This window comes from Agromyces sp. NPDC055520, assembly GCF_053619715.1.
In genome coordinates this window covers 1-22,763 of record NZ_JBSHJY010000049.1, presented here as the reverse complement: position 1 = coordinate 22,763, position 22,763 = coordinate 1, and the positions used below count along the sequence as shown (strand labels likewise).

The following is a 22,763-nucleotide window of genomic DNA, read 5'->3' as shown; positions in this document are numbered from 1 at the left end:
GTCGACGGATGCCGCGTGGCCCGCGCCTTCCCGAAGGCGGCGGGCCCGCGGCATCCTCTCGACCTGCGCCCTCTGGCGTCTACGACTCCTGGTGCGACAGGTGGTAGCGCAGGCTCGCGAGCTCGGCGCGGAGCGCCGCAGGCACGCGGTCGCCGAACTGGCCGAAGTACTCGTCGGTGAGGTCGCACTCGGCCAGCCACGAGTCGCGGTCGACGTCGAAGAGCTGCTCGATCGCGTCGTCGGCGATGTCGAGGCCGTCGAGGTCGAGCGAACCGGAGGCCGGGATAAGGCCGATCGGCGTCTCGACGACGTCGCTCGTGCCCTCGACACGACCGACGATCCACTCGAGCACACGCGAGTTCTCGCCGAATCCGGGCCAGAGGAACGAGCCGTCGGAGCCCTTGCGGAACCAGTTGACCTGGAAGATCTTCGGCGCGTTCTCGCCGAGCACGCGGCCCATCTTGACCCAGTGGCCCCAGTAGTCGGCCATGTTGTACCCGCAGAACGGCAGCATCGCGAACGGGTCGCGGCGCAGCTCGCCGACCGTGCCCTCGGCCGCGGCGGTCTTCTCGGACGAGATCGTCGCCCCCATGAACACGCCGTGCTTCCAGCTGCGCGCCTGGGCGACGAGCGGCACGTTCGTCGCACGGCGCCCGCCGAAGAGGATCGCGTCGATCGGCACGCCGTCGTGCGCGTCCCAGTCGTCGGAGATCTGCGGGCACTGGGCGGCGGCCACCGTGAAGCGGGAGTTCGGGTGCGCGGCGGGGCGGCCCGAGTCGGGCGTCCACGGCTTGCCCTGCCAGTCGGTGAGCTCGGCGGGCACCTCGTCGGTCAGGCCCTCCCACCAGATGTCGCCGTCGGGGCGCAGCGCCACGTTCGTGAAGATCGTGTTGCCCCAGAGGGTCTGCACGGCCGTCGGGTTCGTGCTCTCGCCGGTGCCGGGCGCGACACCGAAGAAGCCGGCCTCGGGGTTGATCGCGTAGAGGCGGCCGTCGTCGCCGGGGCGCATCCAGGCGATGTCGTCGCCGATCGTCTCGACCTTCCAGCCGGGGATCGTGGGGCGCAGCATCGCGAGGTTGGTCTTGCCGCACGCCGACGGGAACGCCGCGGCGACGTGGTAGGCCTTGCCCTCGGGCGAGGTGATCTTGATGAGCAGCATGTGCTCGGCGAGCCAGCCCTCGTCGCGCGCCATGACGCTCGCGATGCGCAGCGCGAAGCACTTCTTCGCGAGCAGCGCGTTGCCGCCGTAGCCCGAGCCGTACGACCAGACCTCACGCGAGTCGGGGAACTGCACGATGTACTTCGTGTCGTTGCACGGCCACTCGACCTCGGCGCGGCGGTGGCCGACGCCGTCGATGAGCGGGTAGCCGACCGAGTGCACGGTGTGCACCCACGGCTCGCCGGCCTCGATGAGCCGGTAGACGGCCTCGCCCATGCGGGTCATGATGCCCATCGAGAGCACGACGTAGGGCGAGTCGGTGATCTCGACGCCGAGCTGCGAGATGGGGCCGCCGAGCGGGCCCATCGAGAAGGGCACGACGTACATCGTGCGGCCCTTCATCGAGCCGTCGAAGACGTCGGTCAGCTCTTCGCGCATCTCGCGCGGGTCGCGCCAGTTGTTCGTGGGGCCGGCGTCTTCTTCGTACGTCGAGCAGATGAAGGTGCGGTCTTCCACGCGCGCGACGTCTTTCGGGTCGGTGCGTGCGAGAAAGCTGTTGGGGCGCCACTCGGGGTTCAGCTTGATGAGCTTGCCCTCGGCCACGAGCTGCTTCTCGAGCAGGTCGGCCTCGTGCTGCGAACCGTCGCACCAGACGATCTCGTCGGGCTTGGTGAGGGCGGCGATCTCCTGCACCCAGTCGCGCAGTGCCGCGTCGGTCGTGCCGCGCCGCACATTTCCGGCAGAGTCGGATGCCGCGGTGCCGATGGAAACCTCGGAGATGGTCATCGTCGTCCCTTCTGAAGTGGTGCCGGCCTGCGCCGGAACTGGTTCGTACTTCAAGAATGCGCGCAGTTGCGGCATCCATTCGGCCAAATCGCGTGTTAAGAAATTGAGATTTTTCGCTATTCTTAAGCCATGAAGGCAGGCTCCCCCGATCTCGCGACCCTCGGTCAGCGCATCCGCCACTTCCGGGGCGAGCGGGCGCTCACCCTCGACCAACTCGGCGAGGCGGTCGGCATGGCCGGCAGTCAGCTCTCGCTCATCGAGAACGGCAAACGAGAGCCGAAGCTCTCGCTGCTCGACTCGCTCGCCGCGGCGCTCGACGTCGAGCTCGCCGACCTGCTCTCCCGCGAGGCGCCGAGCCATCGCGCCGCGCTCGAACTCGAGCTCGGCCGCGCGCAGTCGAGTCCGCTCTACGCGAGCCTCGGCCTGCCGGCGATCCGGCCGGGCCGCGGCATCACCGATGAATCGCTCGAGGCGATCGTGGGCCTGCACCACGAACTGCAGCGGCGGGCGAGCGAGGCCATCGCGACCCCGGAAGAGGCGCGTCGGGCCAACACCGAACTGCGCGAGCGGATGCGCCGACGCGACAACTACCTCGACGACATCGAGCGACTCGCCGAAGAGCAGGTGTACGCCGCCGGCCACCGCTCGGGCGCGGTCACGCACCGCGAGGTGAGCGTCATGGCCGAGCGCCTCGGCTTCCAGCTCATCTACGTCGACGACCTGCCCGACTCGACGCGGTCGATCACCGACATCGCGAACGGCCGCATCTACCTGCCACCGGCCTCGATCCCCGGCGGCCACGGCCTGCGCTCGATGGCGCTGCAGGCCATGGCGCACCGACTGCTCGGGCACGAGCGCCCCGAGAGCTACGCGGAGTTCCTCTGGCAGCGGCTCGAGATCAACTACTTCGCCGCCGCGTGCCTGATGCCGCGCGAGGCATCCGTCGCCTTTCTGCTGGCCGCCAAGAAAGAGAAGCGACTGGCCATCGAGGACTTCCGCGACGCGTTCGGTGTCACGCACGAAGCGGCGGCGCTGCGCTTCACGAACCTCGGCACCTCGCACCTCGACATGACCCTGCACTTCCTGCGCGTCGCGGGCGACGGCGCCCTGCTGAAGGGGTACGAGAACGACGGGTTGCCGCTGCCCTCCGACGTCACCGGATCGATCGAGGGCCAGTGGGTGTGCAAGAAGTGGAGCGCCCGCACCGCCTTCGGCCACACCAACCGCACGACCGAGAACTACCAGTACACCGACACGCCGGCCGGCACCTTCTGGTGCGCGACCCAGACCGGGCGAACGGATGCCGCGGAGTTCTCGATCTCGGTCGGCGTGCCGTTCGCCCAGGCCAAGTGGTTCCGCGGGCGCGAGACGACGCAGCGTGCCGTGTCGACCTGCCCCGACGAGTCGTGCTGCCGCCGCGCGCCGGCCGAGCTCGCCGAGCGCTGGGCCGGCCGCGCATGGCCGAGCGCCCGCCTGCACGCGCACGTGCTCTCGCCGCTGCCCTCCGGCACGTTCCCTGGCGTCGACGACTCCTCGGTCTACCGCTTCCTCGAGGCCCACGCCGAGCAATAGCTCCCTCCCCCATCTGCTTCCAAGAGGGGGCACGATGATGTTTCTGTTGCAATAGTGTGTGTGACACAGTATCGTGTGACTCATGAACCTCGATGAGACGACCGCCGGGCACCTGCAGGAGCTCCGTCGCGGCACCGTCGTGCTCGCCTGCCTCGTTCGGTTGCGCACGCCCGACTACGGCTATGCGCTGCTCGAGTCGCTGAATTCGCTCGGCATCCTCGTCGACGCGAACACCCTGTACCCACTGCTGCGGCGACTCGAGAAGCAGGGCCTGCTCACGAGCGAGTGGAACACCGACGAGGCCAGGCCTCGCAAGTTCTATCGCACGAGCGCCACCGGCGAGCTGCTCGCCGACGCACTCATGACCGATTGGCGACGCATCGACGATGCGCTCGCCGGACTCACCACTGGAGACGAATCATGACCAACTTGACCGACCGCTACGTGTGGGCGGCGGCCCGCACCCTGCCCGAGGCGCAGCGCGGCGACTTCGACCGCGAACTGCGCGAGCGCATCGGCGATGCGACCGACGCGCTCGTCGAGACGGGCTCCTCCCCTGCCGACGCCGAACGCGCCGCACTCACCGAACTCGGCGACCCGGCGGCCCTCGCGGCGCACTACATCGATCGCCCGCTGCAGCTCATCGGCCCGAAGTACTACCTCATGTGGTGGCGCCTGCTGAAGCTGCTGTACGCGATCGTGCTGCCGATCGGCGCCGCCGGCGTGCTGCTCGGGCAGCTGCTCTCGGGCGCCGACATCGGCGAGGCGATCGGCGCGACGGTCGGCACCGCGATCTCGATCGCGGTGCACCTCGGCTTCTGGACGACCCTCGTCTTCGCGGTGCTCGAACGCACCCCGGCCGAGCCCGGCCGGCGAGGTGTCGACGTGCCGTGGACCCTCGACATGCTGCCAGCCACGGTGCCCGCGCCGTCGGCGGGGCATGCGCAGCCCTCGCGCACCGCAGAGCTCGTGGGCTCGCTCGTCTTCCTCGGCGTCTTCGCCGTGGCGATCGTGTGGCAGGCGTCCGGCGTCGTGTTCCGCGACGGCGTGCGCGAGCCCATCCCGCTGCTCGACCCTGCGCTCTGGTCGTTCTGGCTGCCGTACTTCCTGGCGCTGATCGCCCTCGAGATCCTCTTCGCGATCGCCGTCTACCGCTGGGGCTGGAACTGGTGGCTGGCCGGCGCGAACCTCGTGCTGAACGTCGCCTTCACCGTGCCGGCGCTCTGGCTGTTCCTGACCGGGCAGCTCATCAGCGACCAGGCGCTCGAGGCGATGCAGTGGCCGTGGGGCGAGGCCGGGCCGATCGTCGTGGCGATCATCGTCGCAGCGGTGATCGCGGCGGCCACCTGGGACGTGATCGAGGGCGGCATCAAGGCGTGGCGTGCAGCTCGCGCACGGCACGTGGCCGTCTGACGCCCTACTTCGGCTGCATGCGAATGGCACCGTCGAGGCGGATCGTCTCGCCGTTCAGCATCGGGTTCGCGATGATCGAACGCACGAGCGCGGCGTACTCGCTCGGGTGCCCGAGCCGCGAGGGGTGCGGCACCTGAGCCTCGAGCGAGGCCCGCACGTCGTCGGGCATGCCCGCCATCATGGGCGTCTCGAAGATGCCGGGCGCGATCGTGACCACGCGGATGAGCAGCTTCGACAGGTCGCGCGCGATCGGCAGGGTCATGCCGGCGACCGCCGCCTTCGACGCCGAATAGGCCGCCTGTCCGATCTGTCCGTCGAACGCCGCGACCGACGCGGTGCTCACGATGACGCCGCGCTCGGGCGTCGCTGGCCCGCCGGGCACGCCGCCGCTCACGGGCTCGGTGGCGGCCATCGCCGCGGCGGCGAGCCGGGTGACGTTGAACGTGCCGATCAGGTTCACGCGGATCGTGCGTTCGAACGCCTCGAGCGGCGCGGGGCCGTCGCGGCCGACCGTGCGGTTCGCGGTCACGATGCCGGCGCAGTTCACGGCGACGCGCAGCGGTGCGAGAGCGGATGCCGCGTCGATGGCCGCCTGCACCTGAGCCTCGTTCGCGACATCCGCCGCGACGAACCGCGCTCGATCGCCGAGTTCGGCCGCGGCCTCTTCGCCGCGCGGGCCGGGCAGGTCGACGAGCACGACGGATGCCCCGCCGTCGATGAGTGCTCGTGCCGTGGCACGCCCGAGGCCCGAGGCCCCGCCCGTCACGATCGCCGATGCGCCGTCGAGTTCCATGAGTGTCCTTTCGTGGGTGCGCGTCAGATGCGCTCGATGATCGTGGCGTTGGCCATGCCGCCGCCCTCGCACATCGTCTGCAGTCCGTAGCGCCCGCCGGTGGCCTCGAGCTGGTTCACGAGCGTCGTGAGCAAGCGGGTGCCCGAGGAGCCGAGCGCATGGCCGAGGGCGATGGCGCCGCCGCGGGGGTTCAGCTTCGAAGCATCCGCCCCCGTCTCTGCCAGCCAGGCGAGCGGAACCGACGCGAACGCCTCGTTGACCTCGTAGGCGTCGATGTCGTCGTGGCCGAGCCCGGCGCGCTCGAGCACCTTCGCCGTCGCGGGGATCACGCCCGTGAGCATGTAGAGCGGGTCGCTGCCCACGACCGAGAACGCGCGGAATCGCGCCCGCGGCGTGAGCCCCAGCTGGGCAGCGCGCTCGGCGCTCATGATGAGCGCGGCCGAGGCGCCGTCGGTGAGCGGCGACGAATTGCCCGGCGTGATGCGCCAGTCGAGCTCGGGGAACCGCTCGGCGAGCGCATCGGTGCGGAACGCGGCATTCAGACCAGAGAGCGATTCGACGGATGTCGCGGGCCGCACGGTCTCGTCGGTCAACGAGTCGACCCCCGGCACCGGCACGACCTCGCTCGCGAACGCACCCGACTCCTGCGCGGCAGTGGCGAGCTGGTGCGAGCGCGCTGCGAAGGCGTCGAGGTCGGTGCGGTCGAAGCCCCACTTGGCGGCGATGAGCTCGGCCGAGACGCCCTGGTTCACGAGCCCCTCGGGGTACCGCGTGCGGATGCGCGAACCGTAGGGGTCGGCACCTGCGGCGCTCGACCCGAGCGGCACGCGGCTCATCGACTCGACGCCGCACGCGATGACGATGTCGGCCTGCCCGGCGAGCACGGCCTGCGCCGCGAACGTCGCCGCCTGCTGGCTCGACCCGCACTGCCGGTCGATCGTGGTGCCCGGAACATGGTCGGGGAAACCGGCCGCGAGCACCGCGTTACGGGTGATGTTGTAGCTCTGCTCGCCGATCTGGCTGACGCAGCCGCCGATCACATCCTCGACGAGCGCCGGGTCGAGGTCGTTGCGGTTCACGAGGGTGTCGAGCACGCCGGCCAGAAGATCGACCGGATGCACGCCCGACAGGAGTCCCCCGGGTTTGCCGCGCCCCACGGGGGTGCGTACGACGTCGACGATCACGGCTTCTCTGCTCATGCAGACAGCCTACGTCGCCCCGAACAGGCCGTTGGTCGAGGAGCGAGCGCCAGCGAGCGTATCGAGACCAGCGTGCGTATCGAGACCCCGTGTCACGTCTCGATACGCTCCTGCGTCGCTACTCGACGACCGATACGGCGCGCTCGAGGGCGACGGGCTGGCGCTCGGGCAGCACGACGGGGTGGCTGCCCGCCATCGCCTCGATGACGCGCACGACCTGGCACGAGTAGCCGTACTCGTTGTCGTACCAGACGTAGACGATCGCGTCGGTGCCGTCGGCGATCGTCGCGAGACCGTCGACGATTCCCGCTCGGTTCGAGCCGACGAAGTCGGTCGAGACCACCTCGGGCGACTCGATGTAGTCGACCTGCTGGCGCAGCGGCGAGGTCAGCGAGACCTGACGCAGGTACTTGTTGAGCGCGGCCTTCGACGCGGGCCGCTCGAGCTGCAGGTTCAGGATCGCGAGCGAGACATCGGGCGTCGGCACGCGGATCGCGCTGCCGGTGAGCTTGCCGGCGAACGAGGGCAGGGCCTTGGCGACGGCTTTCGCGGCGCCGGTCTCGGTGATGACCATGTTGAGCGCGGCCGAGCGCCCGCGCCGGTCGCCCGAGTGGAAGTTGTCGATCAGGTTCTGGTCGTTCGTGAACGAGTGCACGGTCTCGACGTGGCCGCGCGCGACGCCGTAGGCGTCTTCGATCGCCTTCAGCACGGGCGTGATCGCGTTCGTCGTGCACGAGGCCGCCGAGAGGATGCGATCGGAGGCTTCGATGTCGTCGGTGTTGATGCCGTGCACGATGTTCTTGATCGCGCCCTTGCCGGGTGCGGTGAGCAGCACCCGGGCGACGCCCTTCGACTGCAGGTGCTGCGAGAGCCCGGCCTCGTCGCGCCAGCGGCCGGTGTTGTCGACGACGATCGCGTCGTCGATGCCGTAGGCGGTGTAGTCGATCGACGCGGGGTCGTTCGAGTAGATCACCTGGATCAGCGTGCCGTTCGCGAGGATCGTGTTCGCCTCCTCGTCGACCTCGATCGTGCCGGCGAACGGGCCGTGCACCGAGTCGCGGCGCAACAGGCTCGCGCGCTTGACGAGGTCGTTGTCGCTGCCCTTGCGCACGACGATCGCGCGGAGGCGCAGCCCCTTGCCGTTGCCGGCGTGCGCGATGAGAATGCGGGCGAGGAGGCGCCCGATGCGGCCGAAGCCGTACAGCACGACATCGGTTCCGGAAGCCTCGGGGTCGCCCTCTGCCGCGATGACCGGCGTCAGCTCGTCGCGCACGAAATCGGCGAGCTCGCGGGCATCGCCCTCCCCGACGGCGTCGGCGTAGCGGGCGACGAGTCGCGCGACGTCGATCGAGGCGGGGCCGGGCGCGATCTCGCGCAGCACCTCGAGCACGCGCATGGTGTCGGCGAGGTCGAGCTCGACGTCACCGGCCTGGCGTGCGAAGCGGTGCGCCTTCAGCAGCTCGATCGGCGATCGGTTGATGAGCCGCCGTCCGTGGATGGAGGTCACCACCCCGTGGTCTCGGTAGAGGCCGCCGATGAGCGGGATCATCCGCTCGGCGAGCTCTTCCTTGGCGATCCATTCCGTGCGGCGGGCGTCGAACTCGTGGCTCACGGTCTTCCTTCTCGGTCGAGCGTGCAGCGGGCGGCGTCGACCAGGCTCTCGCGGGCGAGCCTGCCGGTGGCAGCGTCGGCCGCATTTCACGTGCGGGGATGAGTCGATTCTACGGATGCCTCGCTGCGGATGTGCTGTACACGGCGTCGAGTTCACCCTCGCCGATGAGACGCACGGTACGTGCGGCAGGCCGGCGGCCGGGTACGACCCCTCGCGTTCGTGCGCCCGGCACAACACGACGACGCACAAGAATGGGCGCCGATCTTGTGAGCGCACGGCCGAAATCGCCCGTTCGCATCGCAGTAGCGTGACGGACGAGGGCTCTCCATTCCGACTGCAACTCGAACGCAAGGACTCAGATGACCACGCTCGCCCCATCCGCTCCCCGCCGACTCGTGCTCGCCGACCGCGTGCTCGCGCGCTCGACCGTCGCCGATCTCGTGCTGATCGCCGCCGGCGCCGCACTCGTCGGCGTGTTCGCGCAGTTGTACGTGCCCCTGTGGCCGGTGCCCGTCACCGGGCAGACGCTCGCCGTGCTCCTCGTCGGCTCGGCGCTCGGCGCGGTGCGCGGCGGCCTCGCCCTCGTGGCGTACGCGGGGCTCGGCGTCGTCGGCGTGCCGTGGTTCAGCGAGGCGTCGAGCGGGTGGGGCGTGCTCGCCGGGCCGACCGGCGGCTATATCGTGGGGTTCGTGCTCGCGGCGGCCCTCGTCGGCTGGTTCGCCGAACGCACGTGGGATCGCACGATCGTGAAGGCCCTCGCGGCCTGTGCGGCGGGCACGCTCGCGACGTTCGCGATCGGCCTGCCGTGGCTCGCGGTGTTCCTCGGCTCCGTGGGCGCGCCGAACGACCTCGCCGCAGTGCTCGCGGCCGGATTCACGCCCTTCATCGTCGGCGGCGTCGTCAAGTCGGTGCTCGCCGCCGTGCTGCTGCCCCTCGCCTGGAAGGCCGCCGACCGGCTGCCGCCGCGCAGCTGAACGGCTGAGCGGCCGAGCGCCCGAGCCGAGCCGCGCGCTCGGCTCGGCGCGCTCAGTACGTCTCGACGAACGACAGCCGCGTCGAAGCCACCCGGTCGGGCAGCCCGTCGAAGACCGCCGCACGTTCGGCAGAGGTCTTGTACGCGGCATCCACCCGCTCGAATTCGTCCACGTCGCCCGGCACGCTGACCGCCCAGGTGAATTCGTTCGTCTCGGGTGAGCCGTAGGCGAACTCGACGGCGAACCCCATCTCGGAGCGCAGCGCCGGCATGGTGTCGCGCCACCACGCCACGAACTCCTCGTAGAGTCCGTCGACGATGACATAGCGGCGCAGCTGGGTGGTCTTCATGCGACCATTCTGCCGGGTGCCGGCCGACGACGACGCTCGGGTACACTCGACTCGTCCAGGCGCGGTCGACGATCACCGCCGCGCCGGTGCTCGAAAAATGGGCACGAAGCAACGCCCAGAGCTCCCCTGCCGCCGCGCGAGACACATACGGAATCCCAGCATCCCGTCACGTCTCGAAAGGCTTCGCCATGCCCTCCGTCTCCGCGCACGTCGCGCACACCCTCTCCGCCCACGTCGACCACGTCTTCGGCGTGATGGGCAACGGCAACGCCTACTTCCTCGACGCACTCGAACGCGAGACGGATGCCTCGTTCACAGCCGTGCGGCACGAGGCGGGCGGCGTCGTGGCCGCTGACGCCCACTACCGCGCATCGAAGCGTCTCGCCGCGGCGACCGCGACCTACGGCGCCGGATTCACGAACACCCTCACCTCGCTCGCCGAGGCCGCGCAGGCCCGAGTGCCGCTCGTGCTCGTCGTCGGCGACGAACCGACCTCGGGTCGTCGCCCGTGGGACGTCGATCAGATCGCCCTCGCCTCGGCGGTCGGCGCGCGCACGTACACGGTCGGGCGAACGGATGCCCCGGCCACGACCGTGATCGCCGTCGAGCATGCGCTCAGCTACCGGGTGCCGGTGGTGCTGGCGATCCCCTACGACGTCGCATCGGTCGACGCGGGGCCGCTCGTCGAGGCGCCCGCGCTGCGGCATCCGCTGCCCCTCGTGCCGATCGGCGCGTTCGCGAACGCCGCCGTCGCCGAGATCGCGCGCGCCCTCGCGGGCGCATCCCGGCCGTTCCTGCTGGCGGGGCGCGGCGCCTGGGTCGCCGCGGCCGGCGAGGCGCTCGGCGAGCTCGCGGCCGCGACCGGCGCGGTCACCGCATCGACGGCGCTCGGCCGCGGCATCTTCCCCGATTCTCGCTACGACCTCGGCGTGACCGGCGGCTTCGGGGCCGAGCCCGCGATGGCGCTCGTGCGCGAGGCCGATGTCGCCGTCGTGTTCGGCGCCTCCCTCAACCAGTTCACGATGCGCTTCGGCGAGCTGTTCGCGCCGGGCACGCGGGTGTTCCAGATCGACGTGGCGGCGGCGGCGACGCACCCGCACGTCAGCGGATTCGTGCGCGGCGACGCGGCCGTGGTCGCGGGTCGACTCGTCGATGCCCTTCGACAGGCTCAGGGACCGGAGGGTGCTCGAGTGTCGTCGGGCTGGCGCGAGTCGATCGCCGACGTCTCGGCGCTGCGCGCCCAGGAGCTGGCCGAGCATGCCGACGGCCTCGCCGACGACGGCCGGCTCGACCCCCGCGCGGTCGCGGCGCGCCTCGCCGAGCTGCTGCCCGACGACCGCGTCGTCGTCTCCGACGGCGGGCACTTCATCGGCTGGGCGAACATGTACTGGCCGGTCGCCGCACCCGACCGCATGATGATGGTCGGCACGGCGTTCCAGTCGATCGGCATGGGCTTTCCGAGCGTCGCGGGCGCCGCCGTCGCCCGGCCCGACTCGACCATCGTGCTCACGACCGGCGACGGCGGCGGGCTCATGGCGCTCGCCGACCTCGAGACCGCCGTGCGCACCGCGGGCGGGCGCGGCATCGCCGTCGTCTGGAACGACGCCGCCTACGGCGCCGAGGTCAACCTCTACGGGCTCAAGGGCCTCGCCGAAGGGCCGATGCGCATCCCCGAGGCGGACTTCGCCGCCGCGGCCGCCGCGTTCGGTGCCGAGGGCGTCATCGTGCGCGAACTGGCCGACCTCGAGGCGCTCGCCGCGTGGGCGGCCCGGCCGGTCGCCGAGCGGTCGTTCCTGCTGCTCGACTGCCGCATCTCGGGCGCCGTCGTCGCGCCGTATCAGCAGGAGATCATCCGCGTGAACAGCTGAGTGCGGACGGCCGATGGCCGAAGACGGCGGATGCCCCGGCGGGAAGGTTTCCCCCGGGGCATCCGTGTACCGGCAGCTGCTCCTTCACGCCGTAGATGGCGCTCGCCGACTGCTCGGCCTCGTGGTCGGGACCGAGTGGAATTCCGGTGCGGTCCTTCAGCAGCAGGGTCGCGATGAACGCGACGACCATGATGCCCGCGATGTAGAACGCGACCGAGGTCGCGGTGCCGGTGGCCTGCACGAGCGCCGCCGAGATCATCGGCGCGAACGCGCCGCCGAGGATCGCACCGAGGGCGTACGTGATCGAGACGCCCGAGTAGCGGATCGACGCGGGGAACAGCTCGGTGAAGTAGGCGGCCTGCTGCCCGTACGTGAAGCCGTTGCCGATCGTGAAGAGCGCGAGGCCGGCGAAGAGCAACCACACGTTGCCGGTGTTCACGAGCGGGAACAGCAGGAAGACCGTGGCGAGGAAGGCGATCCAGCCGATGATGTACGTGTTCCGGCGGCCGATCCGGTCGGAGACCGAGCCGGCGATCCACGTGACGATGAGCCACACGACGGCGGATGCCGCGACCGCGAGCAGCACGGGCGTGCGCTCCATGCCGACGTGGCCGCCATCGGCGATCGGAGTGGTGGCGTAGTTCTGGATGTAGCCGCCGGTCGTCATGTAGCCCGCGGCGTTGTTGCCGGCGAAGGTCAGCGCGGCGAGGAGCACGAGCAGCCAGTGCCGCTTGAACAGCTGGGCGATGGGCGTCTTCGTCTGCTCCTTGCGCGCGGCGATCTCGGTGAAGACCGGGCTCTCGTCGACCGATCGGCGCACGATCATGCCGACGATGATGAGCACGAAGCTCAGCAGGAACGGGATGCGCCAGCCCCACTCGAGGAAGGCGTCGCCGGGCGAGATGACGCCCGTCATGAGGGCGAGCACGCCCGAGGCGAGCAGCAGGCCGATCGGCACGCCGATCTGCGGGAACGCGCCGTAGCGGCCGCGCTTGCCGTCGGGCGCGTGCTCGACCGCCATGAGCACGGCGCCGCCCCACTCGCCGCCGGTCGAGAGACCCTGGAGGATGCGCAGGAACACGAGGAGGACGGGGGCGAGGATGCCGACCTGCTCGTACGTGGGCAGCACGCCGATGAGGGTCGTCGCCACGCCCATGAGCACGAGCGTGACCATGAGCATCGCCTTGCGGCCGATCTTGTCGCCGAAGTGGCCGGCGAGGAATGCGCCGAGCGGGCGGAACAGGAAGCTCACGCCGATCGTCGCGAACGAGAGGATCGTGGCGAACTCGGGGCCGGCCGGCGCGAAGAAGAGCACCTGGAACACGAGGCCTGCGGCGCTCGCGTACAGGAAGAAGTCGTACCACTCGATGGTGGTGCCGATCACGGTGGCGAACGCGACGCGTCGGGCTGTCGCAGCGCCGGTGATCGTATACGATCAAGCCACGCCCTGACGACGAAGTGGAGCCCGCGTGCTAGACCAGTCCACCATCGAGGCGATCGCCGACGAGCTCCTCGTCGCGGATCGCGACCGCACCATCGTGCCGCGGCTCACGGCCCGCCACCCCGACATGACCGTAGAGGACTCGTACGCGGTGCAGCAGCTGTGGGCCGAGCGCCGCGCCGCCGCCGGCCACCGCGTCGTGGGCCGCAAGATCGGCCTCACCTCGAAGGTCATGCAGGTCGCCACCGGCATCACTGAACCCGACTACGGGGTCATCTTCGACGACATGGTCGTCGAGTCCGGGGCATCCGTCGAGTTCGACCGCTTCTCGAACGTGCGCATCGAGGTCGAGCTCGCCTTCGTGCTCGCGGGGCCGCTGCAGGGCCCGGATGTCACGATCTTCGACGTGCTCGACGCCACCGCCTACGTCGTGCCGGCGCTCGAGATCCTGAACTCGCACATCGAGCTCGAGGGGCGCACGATCGTCGACACCATCAGCGACAACGCCGCGATGGGCGCCATGGTGGTCGGAGGCCGCCCCGTGAAGGTCGACGAGGTCGACCTGCGCTGGATCTCGGCACTGCTCTACCGGAACCAGACGATCGAGGAATCGGGTGTCGCGGCCGCCGTGCTCGGCCACCCCGCGATGGGCGTCGCCTGGCTCGCGAACAAGCTCGCCCAGCACGGGCAGTCGCTCGAGGCGGGCGAGATCATCCTCGCCGGTTCGTTCACCCGGCCCATGTGGGTCGAGCGCGGCGACACCGTGCACGCCGACTACGGACAGCTTGGAGCCGTGACATGCCGATTCGAATGAACCTGCCCGAGACGCTCACGGCCCGCATCGCGGCATCCGACCGCCCGCTCGTGGGCATGTGGGTCTGCTCCGGCAGCCCGATCATGGCGGAGCTCGCAGCGGGCAGCGGCCTCGACTGGGTGCTCATCGACGCCGAGCACTCCCCCAACGGCCTCGAGTCGATCCTCGCGCAGCTCTACGCGGTGTCGGCGTACCCCGTCGCGCCCGTCGTGCGGCCGCCGATCGGCGACCCGGTGCTCATCAAGCAGTACCTCGACCTCGGCGTGCAGAACCTGCTCGTGCCGATGGTCGACTCGGCCGCGCAGGCCGCCGAGCTCGCGCGAGCGGTGCGCTACCCCGTCGACGGCATGCGCGGCGTCGGCGCGTCCCTCGCCCGATCGTCGCGCTGGAACCGGATCGACCGGTACCTGCACGACGCCTCGTCGACGATCAGCCTCACCGTGCAGATCGAGTCCGCCGTCGCCGTCGCGGCGGTCGAGGAGATCGCCGCGGTCGACGGCGTCGACGCCCTCTTCGTCGGGCCCGCCGACCTCGCCGCCTCGATGGGATTCATCGGCCAGCAATCGCACCCCGACGTCGTCGAGGGCGTGCTGCGCTCGATCCGCGCGGGCGCCGCCGCGGGCAAGCCCGTCGGCGTCAACGCCTTCGTGCCCGCCGACGCCGACCGCTACCTCGCTGCCGGCGCATCGTTCGTCGCCGTCGGCGCGGATGTCGCGCTCGTCGCCCGCGCATCCGAGGCGCTCGCCGAACGATTCATTCGAGTGGATGCCGCGGGGCCCGAGTCGCCCGAGTCGCCCGATGCGCCCCGCGCGAGCGACACGCCCCGCGCGAGCTACTGACTCGCGCTGCCGCCCACTCGACGTGAGGAGTCTCGAAAGCATGAGGGTCGTCAGTATCAGGATCGGGCAAGATCGTATATGATTTCAGATACCAGAGACGAGGACAAAATGACCTCCGGATTCGCCACCCCCGGCAAGATCATCGCCGTGCACCTCAACTACCCGTCGAGGGCCGCCCAGCGCGGCCGCACGCCCGCCCAGCCGAGCTACTTCCTGAAGCCGGCCTCGTCGCTCGCGCCCACCGGCGGCACGCTCGAACGCCCGGCCGGCACCGAACTGCTCGCCTTCGAGGGCGAGATCGCGATCGTCATCGGCGAGCCCGCGCGGCGCGTCTCCCCTGCCGACGGCTGGAGCCACGTGGCATCCGTCACCGCCGCGAATGATTTCGGCCTCTACGACCTGCGCGCCGCCGACAAGGGCTCGAATGTGCGCTCGAAGGGCGGCGACGGCTTCACGCCGCTCGGGCCCGTCGCCATTCCCGCCGCCGGCATCGGCGAAGGCGACTGGCGCGTGCGTACCTGGGTCAACGGGCGGCTCGTGCAGGAGGACACCTCCGACACCCTGCTCTTCCCGTTCGGCCGACTGATCGCCGACCTCTCGCAGCTCATGACCCTCGAGACGGGCGATGTGATCCTCACCGGCACTCCGGCCGGCTCCTCGGTCGTGCTGCCCGGCGACGTGGTCGAGGTCGAGGTCGACGCCCCGAGTGCGGCCGGCGCGCCGACGACCGGCCGACTCGTGACGACCATCACCCAGGGCGACGACGCGTTCGGCGACTTCGGTACGAAGCCCTCGACCGACGAGCTCCAGCGCGTCGAGGCGTGGGGCGGCGACGACGAGCTCGCCGCCGCCGTCGCCGCCGGGCGCGCATCGGCACCCGAGTCGGAGTCGACGTCGACGTCGACCACTGCGCCGGATGCCGCCGCCGCCGCGCCCGCCGCAGCCTTCGAACTCACCGACGAAGTGCGCGCCGACTTCGGCCGCGTCGCCGTCGCCACCCTTTCAGCCGTGCTCCGCAAGCGCGGCTACCACGACATCTTCATCGAGGGCGTCTCGGCGAACCACCCCGGCGACCGCATCGTCGGGCGCGCGAAGACGCTGCGGTTCATCCCGTTCCGTCCCGATCTCTTCCAGAGCCACGGCGGCGGGTTCAACGCGCAGAAGCTCGCCTTCGACACCGTCGCGCCGGGAGAGGTGCTCGTCGTCGAGGCCCGCGGCGAGCGCGGCACCGGCACGGTCGGCGACGTGCTCGCCCTCCGCGCTCAGGTGCGCGGCGCAGCGGGCATCGTCACCGACGGGGGCGTGCGCGACTTCGACGCCGTCGCCGGGTTCGAGATCCCCGTGTTCTCGCAGGGCGCGCACCCGAGCGTGCTCGGCCGCAAGCACGTGCCGTGGGAGGTCGACGTCACGATCGCCTGCGGCGGCGCCGCAGTGCAGCCGGGCGACGTCATCGTGGGCGACGGCGACGGCGTCATCGTGATCCCGCCGCAGCTCGCCCGCGACGTGCTCGCCGAGTCCCTCGAGCAGGAGCGGCAGGACGCCTACGTGGCCGAGCAGGTTGCGGCCGGGGCATCCGTCGACGGCCTCTTCCCCATGAACGACGAATGGCTCGCTCGCTACCGCGCCGCGCAGGAGGCATGATGAGCACCGAGACGATCCGGGCCACCGAGAGCAAGTCGCAGCAGGCGTACCGCTTCATCCGGACACGCATCGACGACGGTCGTTATGTGCCCGGGTACCGGCTCGTGCTCAGCGCCATCGCCGGCGAGCTCGACGTGAGCGTCGTGCCCGTGCGCGAGGCGATCCGCCGCCTCGAGGCCGAGGGGCTCGTGACCTTCGAACGCAATGTCGGCGCCCAGGTCGCCCTCATCAAGGAGACCGAGTACCTGCACACGATGCAGACGCTCGCGCTCGTCGAGGGCGCGGCCACGGCACTGTCGGCACCGGCGATCACCCCCGATCACATTCGGCGAGCGCGCGAGATCAATGAGCGGATGCGTCGCACGCTCGATGACTTCGAACCGCACCGCTTCACCGAGCTCAACCTCGAGTTCCACTCGGTGCTGTTCGAGGAGTGCCCGAACCCGCACATCCTCGACCTCGTGCACCGGGGCTGGAACCGCATGAAGGTGCTGCGCGACTCCTCGTTCAGCTTCGTCCCCGGGCGCGCGCACGAGTCGGTCGAAGAGCACGAGCGCCTCCTGCGACTCATCGAGCAGGGCGCCGACGCGCTCGAGATCGAACTCGCCGCCCGCGGCCATCGCACCGCCACGCTCGACGCGGTGCTCGCCTCGCAGGCGCGGCACGCGCGTCCGGCCGCCGCCTCCGCCTGACCACCGTGCATCTCCCGCATCTCCCGCATCTCCCGCAGTGAAGGAACCGACATGACGAACCACACCCCCGAGGGTCTGCCCGACCGCATCCGCCACTACATCGACGGCGAGTTCGTCGACTCGATCGACGGCGACACCTTCGAGGTGCTGAACCCCGTCACGAACGAGACCTACGTGCACGCGGCAGCCGGCAAGAGGGCCGACGTCGAGCGGGCCGTCGCCGCCGCCCGTCGCGCGTTCACCGAGGGCCCGTGGCCGCGCATGCTCCCGCGCGAGCGCTCGCGTGTGCTGCACAAGATCGCCGACATCGTCGAGTCGCGCGACGCCCGCCTCGCCGAGCTCGAGTCGTTCGACTCCGGCCTGCCGATCACCCAGGCGCTCGGCCAGGCGCGTCGCGCCGCCGAGAACTTCCGCTTCTTCGCCGACCTCATCGTCGCCCAGTCCGACGATGCCTTCAAGGTGCCCGGCAAGCAGATGAACTACGTGAACCGCAAGCCGATCGGCGTCGCCGGGCTCATCACCCCGTGGAACACGCCGTTCATGCTCGAGTCGTGGAAGCTCGGCCCCGCCCTCGCGACCGGCAACACGGTCGTCTTGAAGCCGGCCGAATTCACCCCGCTCTCGGCGTCGCTCTGGGCCGGCATCTTCGAGGAGGCCGGGCTGCCCAAGGGCGTCTTCAACCTCGTCAACGGCCTCGGCGAAGACGCCGGCGACGCGCTCGTGAAGCACCCCGACGTGCCGCTCATCTCGTTCACGGGCGAATCGAGCACCGGCCAGCTGATCTTCGCCAACGCCGCGCCCTACCTCAAGGGCCTCTCGATGGAACTCGGCGGCAAGAGCCCCGCCGTCGTCTTCGCCGACGCCGACCTCGACACGGCGATCGACGCGACCATCTTCGGCGTGTTCTCGCTGAACGGCGAGCGCTGCACCGCCGGCAGCCGCATCCTCGTGCAGCGCGAGGTCTACGACGAGTTCGTCGAGCGCTACGCCGCGCAGGCGAAGCGCGTCGTCGTCGGCGACCCGCACGACCCCGACACCGAGGTCGGCGCGCTCGTGCACCCCGAGCACTACGACAAGGTCATGAGCTACGTCGAGCTCGGCAAGACCGAGGGCCGGCTCGTCGCCGGCGGCGGGCGCCCCGAGGGCTTCCCGACCGGCAACTACGTGGCCCCCACGGTATTCGCGGATGTCGCACCCGACGCCCGCATCTTCCAGGAGGAGATCTTCGGACCCGTCGTCGCGATCACGCCGTTCGACACCGACGCCGAGGCGCTCGCCCTCGCGAACGACACGAAGTACGGCCTCGCCGCCTACATCTGGACGAACGACCTCAAGCGCGCGCACAACTTCGCACAGTCGGTCGAGGCGGGCATGGTGTGGCTGAACTCGAACAACGTGCGAGACCTCCGCACGCCGTTCGGCGGCGTCAAGGCGTCGGGCCTCGGCCACGAGGGCGGCTACCGCTCGATCGACTTCTACACCGACCAGCAGAGCGTGCACATCACGCTCGGCGCCCCCCACAACCCCACCTTCGGCAAGGCGTGAGCCGCGGCATCCGCTCGCTCTGAAGCCGCCCGCACCCCAAGCAAGGACGCTGACATGACCAACCGTGACCACATGACGCTCACCTCGTCGGGCTTCTACGTCTCGCAAGAGGCCCCCATCCACTCCGACAACCCGGTGCCCACGCCGAGTGCGCCGGCTCCCGACATCCTGCGCTGCGCGTACATGGAGCTCGTCGTGACCGACCTCGCCGCCTCGCGCGTGTTCTACGTCGACGTGCTGGGCCTCTACGTCACCGAAGAGGACGACGAGGCGATCTACCTGCGATCGACCGAGGAGTTCATCCACCACAACCTCGTGCTGCGCCGCGGCGAGGTCGCCGCGGTCGCCGCCTTCTCGTACCGGGTGCGCTCGGCGGAGGACCTCGACCGGGCGGTCGCCTTCTACACCGAGCTCGGCTGCCGCGTCGAGCGCCGGGCCGAGGGCTTCACCAAGGGCATCGGCGACTCGGTGCGCGTCGAAGACCCGCTCGGCTTCCCGTACGAGTTCTTCCACGACGTGCAGCACGTCGAGCGGCTCTCGTGGCGCTACGACCTGCACACGCCCGGCGAGCTCGTGCGCCTGGACCACTTCAACCAGGTCACCCCCGACGTGCCGCGCGCCGTGAACTTCATGCAGTCGCTCGGGTTCCGCGTCACCGAAGACATCCAAGACGCCGAGGGCGTCGTCTACGCCGCGTGGATGCGCCGGAAGCCCACGGTGCACGACACCGCGATGACGGGCGGCGACGGCCCCCGCATGCACCACGTCGCGTTCGCCACGCACGAGAAGCACAACATCCTCGCGATCTGCGACAAGCTCGGGGCGCTCCGCCGCTCGGACGCGATCGAGCGCGGCCCCGGCCGGCACGGCGTCTCGAACGCGTTCTACCTGTACCTGCGCGACCCCGACGGCCACCGCGTCGAGATCTACACGCAGGACTACTACACGGGCGACCCCGACAATCCCGTCGTCACGTGGGACGTGCACGACAACCAGCGCCGCGACTGGTGGGGCAACCCCGTCGTGCCCAGTTGGTACACGGATGCCTCGTTGGTGCTCGATCTCGACGGCAACCCGCAGCCCGTGGTCGCCCGCACCGACGTTTCGGAGATGGCCGTCACCGTCGGCGCCGACGGATTCTCGTACACGCGCAGGGGCGACGAGGAGCAGGGCTTCAAGCTCGGCAACACCCTCTGACCCGCGGCGGTCGATTCCGAGCGCCGTACCGGATAGACACCCGGAATGGGGGTCTATCCGGCCGGCCGATCCTGGTGGTTGACTCTCCCCATGCGCCGTGTTCCCGAGCCTCTCGGCGATCGGTCCGGGATGACGTCCGTCGTGGAGGCGGTCGTGCCGGCGGTCGTGCCGGCGGTCGTGGAGGCGGTCGTGCCGGCGGTGGCGCCGTCGATCCTCCTCGACGGGATGGTCCGGGTCCTCGCACTCGACTGCATCCGTGATGATCGGGGCGCCCTCACTCCCGTGACCTTCGACGACATCGGCTTCAGCGTGGCACGCGCCTTCGTGGTGAGCGCACCGCGGGGCGCGGTGCGCGGCGGCCACGCCCATCGGAGCGTGCGCCAGGTACTGTTCCGCGCGAGCGGTTCGATCGACGTCGACGTCAGCCATCGCGGTGAGCGCGCACGCCTCACCCTCGATGAAGCCCGTCCGGCGGCGTTGATCGAACCGGGCGTCTGGGCGCAGCAGACCTATCTCGACGACCACTCGACGCTCATCGTGTTCGCCGACGGGCCCTACGACTCCGCAGAGTACGCGGCCGCCGACTCGGCATCCGACCCGGCCGCCGCCTCGGTCTTGGTCGCGGACGCATCGGTCGTCTCGCCGTGAGCCGGCGTCGGGTCGCGGTTCTGGGGGCCGGGATCATGGGCAGCGCTGCGGCGATCTCCCTGGCACGCCACGGGCTCGACGTCACCGTCGTCGATCGCGAAGCCGCACCCATGGCGGCGACGAGCCGCTGGAACGAGGGCAAGATCCATCTCGGGTATCTTTACGGCGCGGACCCCGCCCTGGCGACGGCACGGCACCTCCTGACCGGCGGCCTGCAGTTCGAAGCGCGAGCCCGGGAACTCATCGGCGACGACCTCGTCGGTCACACGACCACCGACGACGACGTCTACCTCGTACATCGCCGATCCTTGGTCGCACCCGATGACCTGCGAGTGACCTTCGGCGCAGTCAGCGAACTCATCCGACAGCATCCCGACGCCGACCGTTATCTCGTCGACGTGTCGAACGCCCGGGCGACCGAGCTCACGCCCGCTGAGCTGGGCACTGTGGCGGGCGACGACATCGTCGCGGGATTCCGGGTGCCCGAACGCTCGGTCGACACGGGGTGGTTCGCCGATCGGCTCGCCGGCGCCGTCGCCGCAGAGACGGGGGTGACCCTGCAGCCTCGTACCAACGTCGTCGGGGTCGAACCGCGGAGTTCGGTCGACGGGCGGTGGCGGGTGCGGTCCGACGACGGGTTCGACGAGGACTTCGACGTCGTGGTGAACGCCCTCTGGAACGGCCGGCTGCCGATCGACGTCACCGCGGGCCTCCCTCCGGAAGGCGAGTGGACGCACCGCTACCGGCGGTGCCTGTTCGTGCGGACGCGCTCGGAATGCGACCTGGCGAGCGCCATCGTCGCCGTCGGACCATTCGGTGACATCAAGAACTACAACGGCAGGGACTTCTACCTCTCCTGGTATCCGGTCGGACTCGTGGCCGAAGGCGGCGAGCTGGAGCTGGCGGCCCCGGCCCACCCGACGGGCCCCGAGGCCGACGCGTTCGTCGACGGCGTCAGAATCGCGCTCGAGCGCGTCCTCCCCGGCGTCGGCCGCGTTCTCGACGACGCGGAGACGCTCACCGTGCACGGAGGTTTCGTGTTCGCGCGCGGCACGGGCACCCTCGACGACCGACGATCGGGGCTGCACCGCCGCGACCGCTACGGGGTGCAGCGACGGGGAGCGTACTTCTCGGTGGACACCGGCAAGTACTCCACGGCTCCATGGCTCGCCCGGGAACTCGCGACCGAGATCGCCGGCTGAATGACACGCGAGGACCGCCCGATGGAGGCACGCCCCATGGACGACCGCGTCTGGACCCCGCTCGTGACCGCACTGGTGCCCACCTACAACGGCGCCGCGTTCATCATGAGGACCCTCGAGAGCCTCGCCGCCCAGACGTGGCCGCGCATCGAGATCCTGATCGGGGACGACCGGTCGACCGACGACACGCTCGACGTGGTGCGTCGGTTCGCCGACCGGCATCCGGCCACTCGCATCGTGGAGCGCGACGCCAATCTCGGCTGGCTGCGAAACTCGAACGACCTCATGGCCCGCGCCGAGGGCGAACTGATGTTCTTCGCGTTCCACGACGACGTGGTCGCGCCGAGCTACGTCGAGAAGCTCGTCGGTGCGTTGCGCGACAACGATCGCGCGGTGCTCGCGTTCAGCGACATGGTGGTGCACGAGATCGACGGCAGCGCGACGCGGCAGACGTTCGACGACATGGAGGGCGTCGAGTCCGCCGTCGACCGGGGGCGCATCATGGTGCGCCGTCCGGGAAACTGGTGGGTGCCCAATCGCGGAATGTTCCGGTCCTCGGCCTTCGCGGCGGTCGGCGGGATCCATCCGAACGAGCAGGGCGAGTACTCGGCCGACTGGACGTGGCTGCTCGGCCTGTCCCTGATCGGAGGGTTCGTCCGGGTACCCGAGGTGCTCTGCGCGAAGTACTACCAGGCAGGGAGCCTGTCGAAGCGGTGGCCGCACGACGACGCCCAGCTTCTGGCGCTGCGCCGGTCGGGCATCGCCGAGATCACGCGGAGCAGCCTCGGCCCGATGCAGAAGGCGCGCGTGAAGGCCCACCTCCTGCGCCGCATCCACGGCCGCCGCCTGCCCGGCGGAGTCAAGCACGCCCTTCGCCGCCTGGGCTTCTGACCGACCTCCGCCACGCCGACCCCACGCGCCCTCGCGCGCCCTCGCGCGCTCCCTCGGGGTGTGTTGCCCGTTCAGGGGATTTGGGCGCCACGCCTGAACATGCCGAGCAGCAGCGAGACCAGGACGCC

The 22,763-nt window shown here is 70.4% G+C and carries 20 protein-coding genes; 14 read left to right on the top strand and 6 right to left on the bottom strand.

Translation table 11 applies throughout. From position 1 onward, the window contains the following. Window positions 1-79 precede the first annotated feature (79 nt). Window positions 80-1,945 carry a phosphoenolpyruvate carboxykinase (GTP) gene (locus ACWGST_RS14925; RefSeq protein WP_452047451.1) on the bottom strand — a complete coding sequence of 622 codons (1,866 nt, stop codon included), beginning with the start codon at window positions 1,943-1,945 and terminating at the stop codon, window positions 80-82. Between the two features lie 129 nt (window positions 1,946-2,074). On the opposite strand from ACWGST_RS14925, the gene ACWGST_RS14920 reads away from it, so the two are divergent. From ACWGST_RS14920 to ACWGST_RS14910, 3 genes are all read left to right on the top strand, one after another. Next, the gene (locus ACWGST_RS14920) at window positions 2,075-3,517 is read left to right on the top strand and encodes a helix-turn-helix domain-containing protein (RefSeq protein WP_452047450.1); all 1,443 of its coding nucleotides are present in this window, start codon (window positions 2,075-2,077) and stop codon (window positions 3,515-3,517) included. An 82-nt stretch (window positions 3,518-3,599) separates the two neighbouring features. After that, on the top strand, window positions 3,600-3,941 hold the full coding sequence (locus ACWGST_RS14915) for a PadR family transcriptional regulator (RefSeq protein WP_452047449.1): 342 nt from the start codon (window positions 3,600-3,602) through the stop codon (window positions 3,939-3,941). Beyond that, a complete protein-coding gene (locus ACWGST_RS14910) occupies window positions 3,938-4,930 on the top strand; it encodes a permease prefix domain 1-containing protein (protein WP_452047448.1) in 993 nt (330 codons plus the stop codon). Before ACWGST_RS14915 ends, ACWGST_RS14910 begins: the two co-directional genes overlap by 4 nt. A 4-nt stretch (window positions 4,931-4,934) precedes the next feature. On the opposite strand, the gene ACWGST_RS14905 is transcribed toward ACWGST_RS14910, so the two are convergent. From ACWGST_RS14905 to ACWGST_RS14895, 3 genes are all read right to left on the bottom strand, one after another. Then, window positions 4,935-5,723 (bottom strand): SDR family NAD(P)-dependent oxidoreductase, encoded by a 789-nt coding sequence (locus ACWGST_RS14905; RefSeq protein WP_452047447.1) that lies wholly within the window; start codon window positions 5,721-5,723, stop codon window positions 4,935-4,937. A 23-nt stretch (window positions 5,724-5,746) separates the two neighbouring features. Beyond that, a complete protein-coding gene (locus ACWGST_RS14900; protein ID WP_452047446.1) occupies window positions 5,747-6,922 on the bottom strand; it encodes a thiolase family protein in 1,176 nt (391 codons plus the stop codon). 118 nt (window positions 6,923-7,040) lie between these two features. Then, complete coding sequence (locus ACWGST_RS14895) at window positions 7,041-8,498, bottom strand: glyceraldehyde-3-phosphate dehydrogenase (RefSeq protein ID WP_452047453.1); 1,458 nt, start codon at window positions 8,496-8,498, stop codon at window positions 7,041-7,043. A gap of 395 nt (window positions 8,499-8,893) precedes the next feature. Between ACWGST_RS14895 and ACWGST_RS14890 the strand changes: the two genes are divergently transcribed. Next, window positions 8,894-9,508 carry a biotin transporter BioY gene (locus ACWGST_RS14890; RefSeq protein ID WP_452047445.1) on the top strand — a complete coding sequence of 205 codons (615 nt, stop codon included), beginning with the start codon at window positions 8,894-8,896 and terminating at the stop codon, window positions 9,506-9,508. A 52-nt stretch (window positions 9,509-9,560) separates the two neighbouring features. Here the strand turns inward: ACWGST_RS14890 and ACWGST_RS14885 are convergent, their stop codons facing one another. Continuing rightward, window positions 9,561-9,857, bottom strand: coding sequence for a hypothetical protein (locus ACWGST_RS14885; RefSeq protein ID WP_452047444.1), 297 nt, complete (start codon window positions 9,855-9,857; stop codon window positions 9,561-9,563). Between the two features lie 188 nt (window positions 9,858-10,045). Between ACWGST_RS14885 and ACWGST_RS14880 the strand changes: the two genes are divergently transcribed. Further along, window positions 10,046-11,725 carry a thiamine pyrophosphate-binding protein gene (locus ACWGST_RS14880; RefSeq protein ID WP_452047443.1) on the top strand — a complete coding sequence of 560 codons (1,680 nt, stop codon included), beginning with the start codon at window positions 10,046-10,048 and terminating at the stop codon, window positions 11,723-11,725. Here the strand turns inward: ACWGST_RS14880 and ACWGST_RS14875 are convergent. Beyond that, entirely contained in the window at window positions 11,706-13,151 is a 1,446-nt protein-coding gene (locus ACWGST_RS14875) for an MFS transporter (RefSeq protein ID WP_452047452.1), read from the bottom strand. The genes ACWGST_RS14880 and ACWGST_RS14875 overlap by 20 nt on opposite strands. A gap of 43 nt (window positions 13,152-13,194) precedes the next feature. On the opposite strand from ACWGST_RS14875, the gene hpaH reads away from it, so the two are divergent. The 9 genes from hpaH (at window position 13,195) to ACWGST_RS14830 (ending at window position 22,635) form a co-directional block, all read left to right on the top strand. After that, window positions 13,195-13,980 carry a 2-oxo-hept-4-ene-1,7-dioate hydratase gene (hpaH, locus tag ACWGST_RS14870; protein ID WP_452047442.1) on the top strand — a complete coding sequence of 262 codons (786 nt, stop codon included), beginning with the start codon at window positions 13,195-13,197 and terminating at the stop codon, window positions 13,978-13,980. Beyond that, window positions 13,965-14,819, top strand: coding sequence for an aldolase/citrate lyase family protein (locus ACWGST_RS14865; RefSeq protein WP_452047441.1), 855 nt, complete (start codon window positions 13,965-13,967; stop codon window positions 14,817-14,819). Before hpaH ends, ACWGST_RS14865 begins: the two co-directional genes overlap by 16 nt. Window positions 14,820-14,927: 108 nt before the next feature. After that, entirely contained in the window at window positions 14,928-16,460 is a 1,533-nt protein-coding gene (locus tag ACWGST_RS14860) for a fumarylacetoacetate hydrolase family protein (RefSeq protein WP_452047440.1), read from the top strand. Then, complete coding sequence (locus ACWGST_RS14855) at window positions 16,460-17,152, top strand: GntR family transcriptional regulator (RefSeq protein ID WP_452047439.1); 693 nt, start codon at window positions 16,460-16,462, stop codon at window positions 17,150-17,152. The genes ACWGST_RS14860 and ACWGST_RS14855 overlap by 1 nt, the downstream gene beginning before the upstream one ends. 51 nt (window positions 17,153-17,203) lie before the next feature. Further along, window positions 17,204-18,697 carry a 5-carboxymethyl-2-hydroxymuconate semialdehyde dehydrogenase gene (gene hpaE / locus ACWGST_RS14850; protein ID WP_452047438.1) on the top strand — a complete coding sequence of 498 codons (1,494 nt, stop codon included), beginning with the start codon at window positions 17,204-17,206 and terminating at the stop codon, window positions 18,695-18,697. Window positions 18,698-18,751: 54 nt separating this feature from the next. Then, the gene (gene hpaD / locus ACWGST_RS14845; RefSeq protein WP_452047437.1) at window positions 18,752-19,894 is read left to right on the top strand and encodes a 3,4-dihydroxyphenylacetate 2,3-dioxygenase; all 1,143 of its coding nucleotides are present in this window, start codon (window positions 18,752-18,754) and stop codon (window positions 19,892-19,894) included. Between the two features lie 129 nt (window positions 19,895-20,023). Next, a complete protein-coding gene (locus ACWGST_RS14840) occupies window positions 20,024-20,542 on the top strand; it encodes a sugar 3,4-ketoisomerase (RefSeq protein WP_452047436.1) in 519 nt (172 codons plus the stop codon). Further along, window positions 20,539-21,744 (top strand): NAD(P)/FAD-dependent oxidoreductase, encoded by a 1,206-nt coding sequence (locus ACWGST_RS14835; protein ID WP_452047435.1) that lies wholly within the window; start codon window positions 20,539-20,541, stop codon window positions 21,742-21,744. Before ACWGST_RS14840 ends, ACWGST_RS14835 begins: the two co-directional genes overlap by 4 nt. A gap of 36 nt (window positions 21,745-21,780) precedes the next feature. Next, on the top strand, window positions 21,781-22,635 hold the full coding sequence (locus tag ACWGST_RS14830) for a glycosyltransferase family 2 protein (RefSeq protein ID WP_452047434.1): 855 nt from the start codon (window positions 21,781-21,783) through the stop codon (window positions 22,633-22,635). Window positions 22,636-22,763 lie beyond the last annotated feature (128 nt).

Bases quoted from the DNA above. Each gene is read 5' to 3' on its own strand.
- ACWGST_RS14910 (WP_452047448.1), top strand. From the start codon at position 3,938: ATGACCAACTTGACCGACCGCTACGTGTGGGCGGCGGCCCGCACCCTG.
- hpaE (WP_452047438.1), top strand. From the start codon at position 17,204: ATGACGAACCACACCCCCGAGGGTCTGCCCGACCGCATCCGCCACTAC.
- ACWGST_RS14920 (WP_452047450.1), top strand. From the start codon at position 2,075: ATGAAGGCAGGCTCCCCCGATCTCGCGACCCTCGGTCAGCGCATCCGC.
- ACWGST_RS14905 (WP_452047447.1), bottom strand. From the start codon at position 5,723: ATGGAACTCGACGGCGCATCGGCGATCGTGACGGGCGGGGCCTCGGGC.
- ACWGST_RS14855 (WP_452047439.1), top strand. From the start codon at position 16,460: ATGAGCACCGAGACGATCCGGGCCACCGAGAGCAAGTCGCAGCAGGCG.
- ACWGST_RS14890 (WP_452047445.1), top strand. From the start codon at position 8,894: ATGACCACGCTCGCCCCATCCGCTCCCCGCCGACTCGTGCTCGCCGAC.
- ACWGST_RS14915 (WP_452047449.1), top strand. From the start codon at position 3,600: ATGAACCTCGATGAGACGACCGCCGGGCACCTGCAGGAGCTCCGTCGC.
- ACWGST_RS14900 (WP_452047446.1), bottom strand. From the start codon at position 6,922: ATGAGCAGAGAAGCCGTGATCGTCGACGTCGTACGCACCCCCGTGGGG.
- ACWGST_RS14860 (WP_452047440.1), top strand. From the start codon at position 14,928: ATGACCTCCGGATTCGCCACCCCCGGCAAGATCATCGCCGTGCACCTC.
- ACWGST_RS14865 (WP_452047441.1), top strand. From the start codon at position 13,965: ATGCCGATTCGAATGAACCTGCCCGAGACGCTCACGGCCCGCATCGCG.
- ACWGST_RS14840 (WP_452047436.1), top strand. From the start codon at position 20,024: ATGACGTCCGTCGTGGAGGCGGTCGTGCCGGCGGTCGTGCCGGCGGTC.
- ACWGST_RS14880 (WP_452047443.1), top strand. From the start codon at position 10,046: ATGCCCTCCGTCTCCGCGCACGTCGCGCACACCCTCTCCGCCCACGTC.
- ACWGST_RS14830 (WP_452047434.1), top strand. From the start codon at position 21,781: ATGGACGACCGCGTCTGGACCCCGCTCGTGACCGCACTGGTGCCCACC.
- ACWGST_RS14885 (WP_452047444.1), bottom strand. From the start codon at position 9,857: ATGAAGACCACCCAGCTGCGCCGCTATGTCATCGTCGACGGACTCTAC.
- ACWGST_RS14925 (WP_452047451.1), bottom strand. From the start codon at position 1,945: ATGACCATCTCCGAGGTTTCCATCGGCACCGCGGCATCCGACTCTGCC.
- hpaD (WP_452047437.1), top strand. From the start codon at position 18,752: ATGACCAACCGTGACCACATGACGCTCACCTCGTCGGGCTTCTACGTC.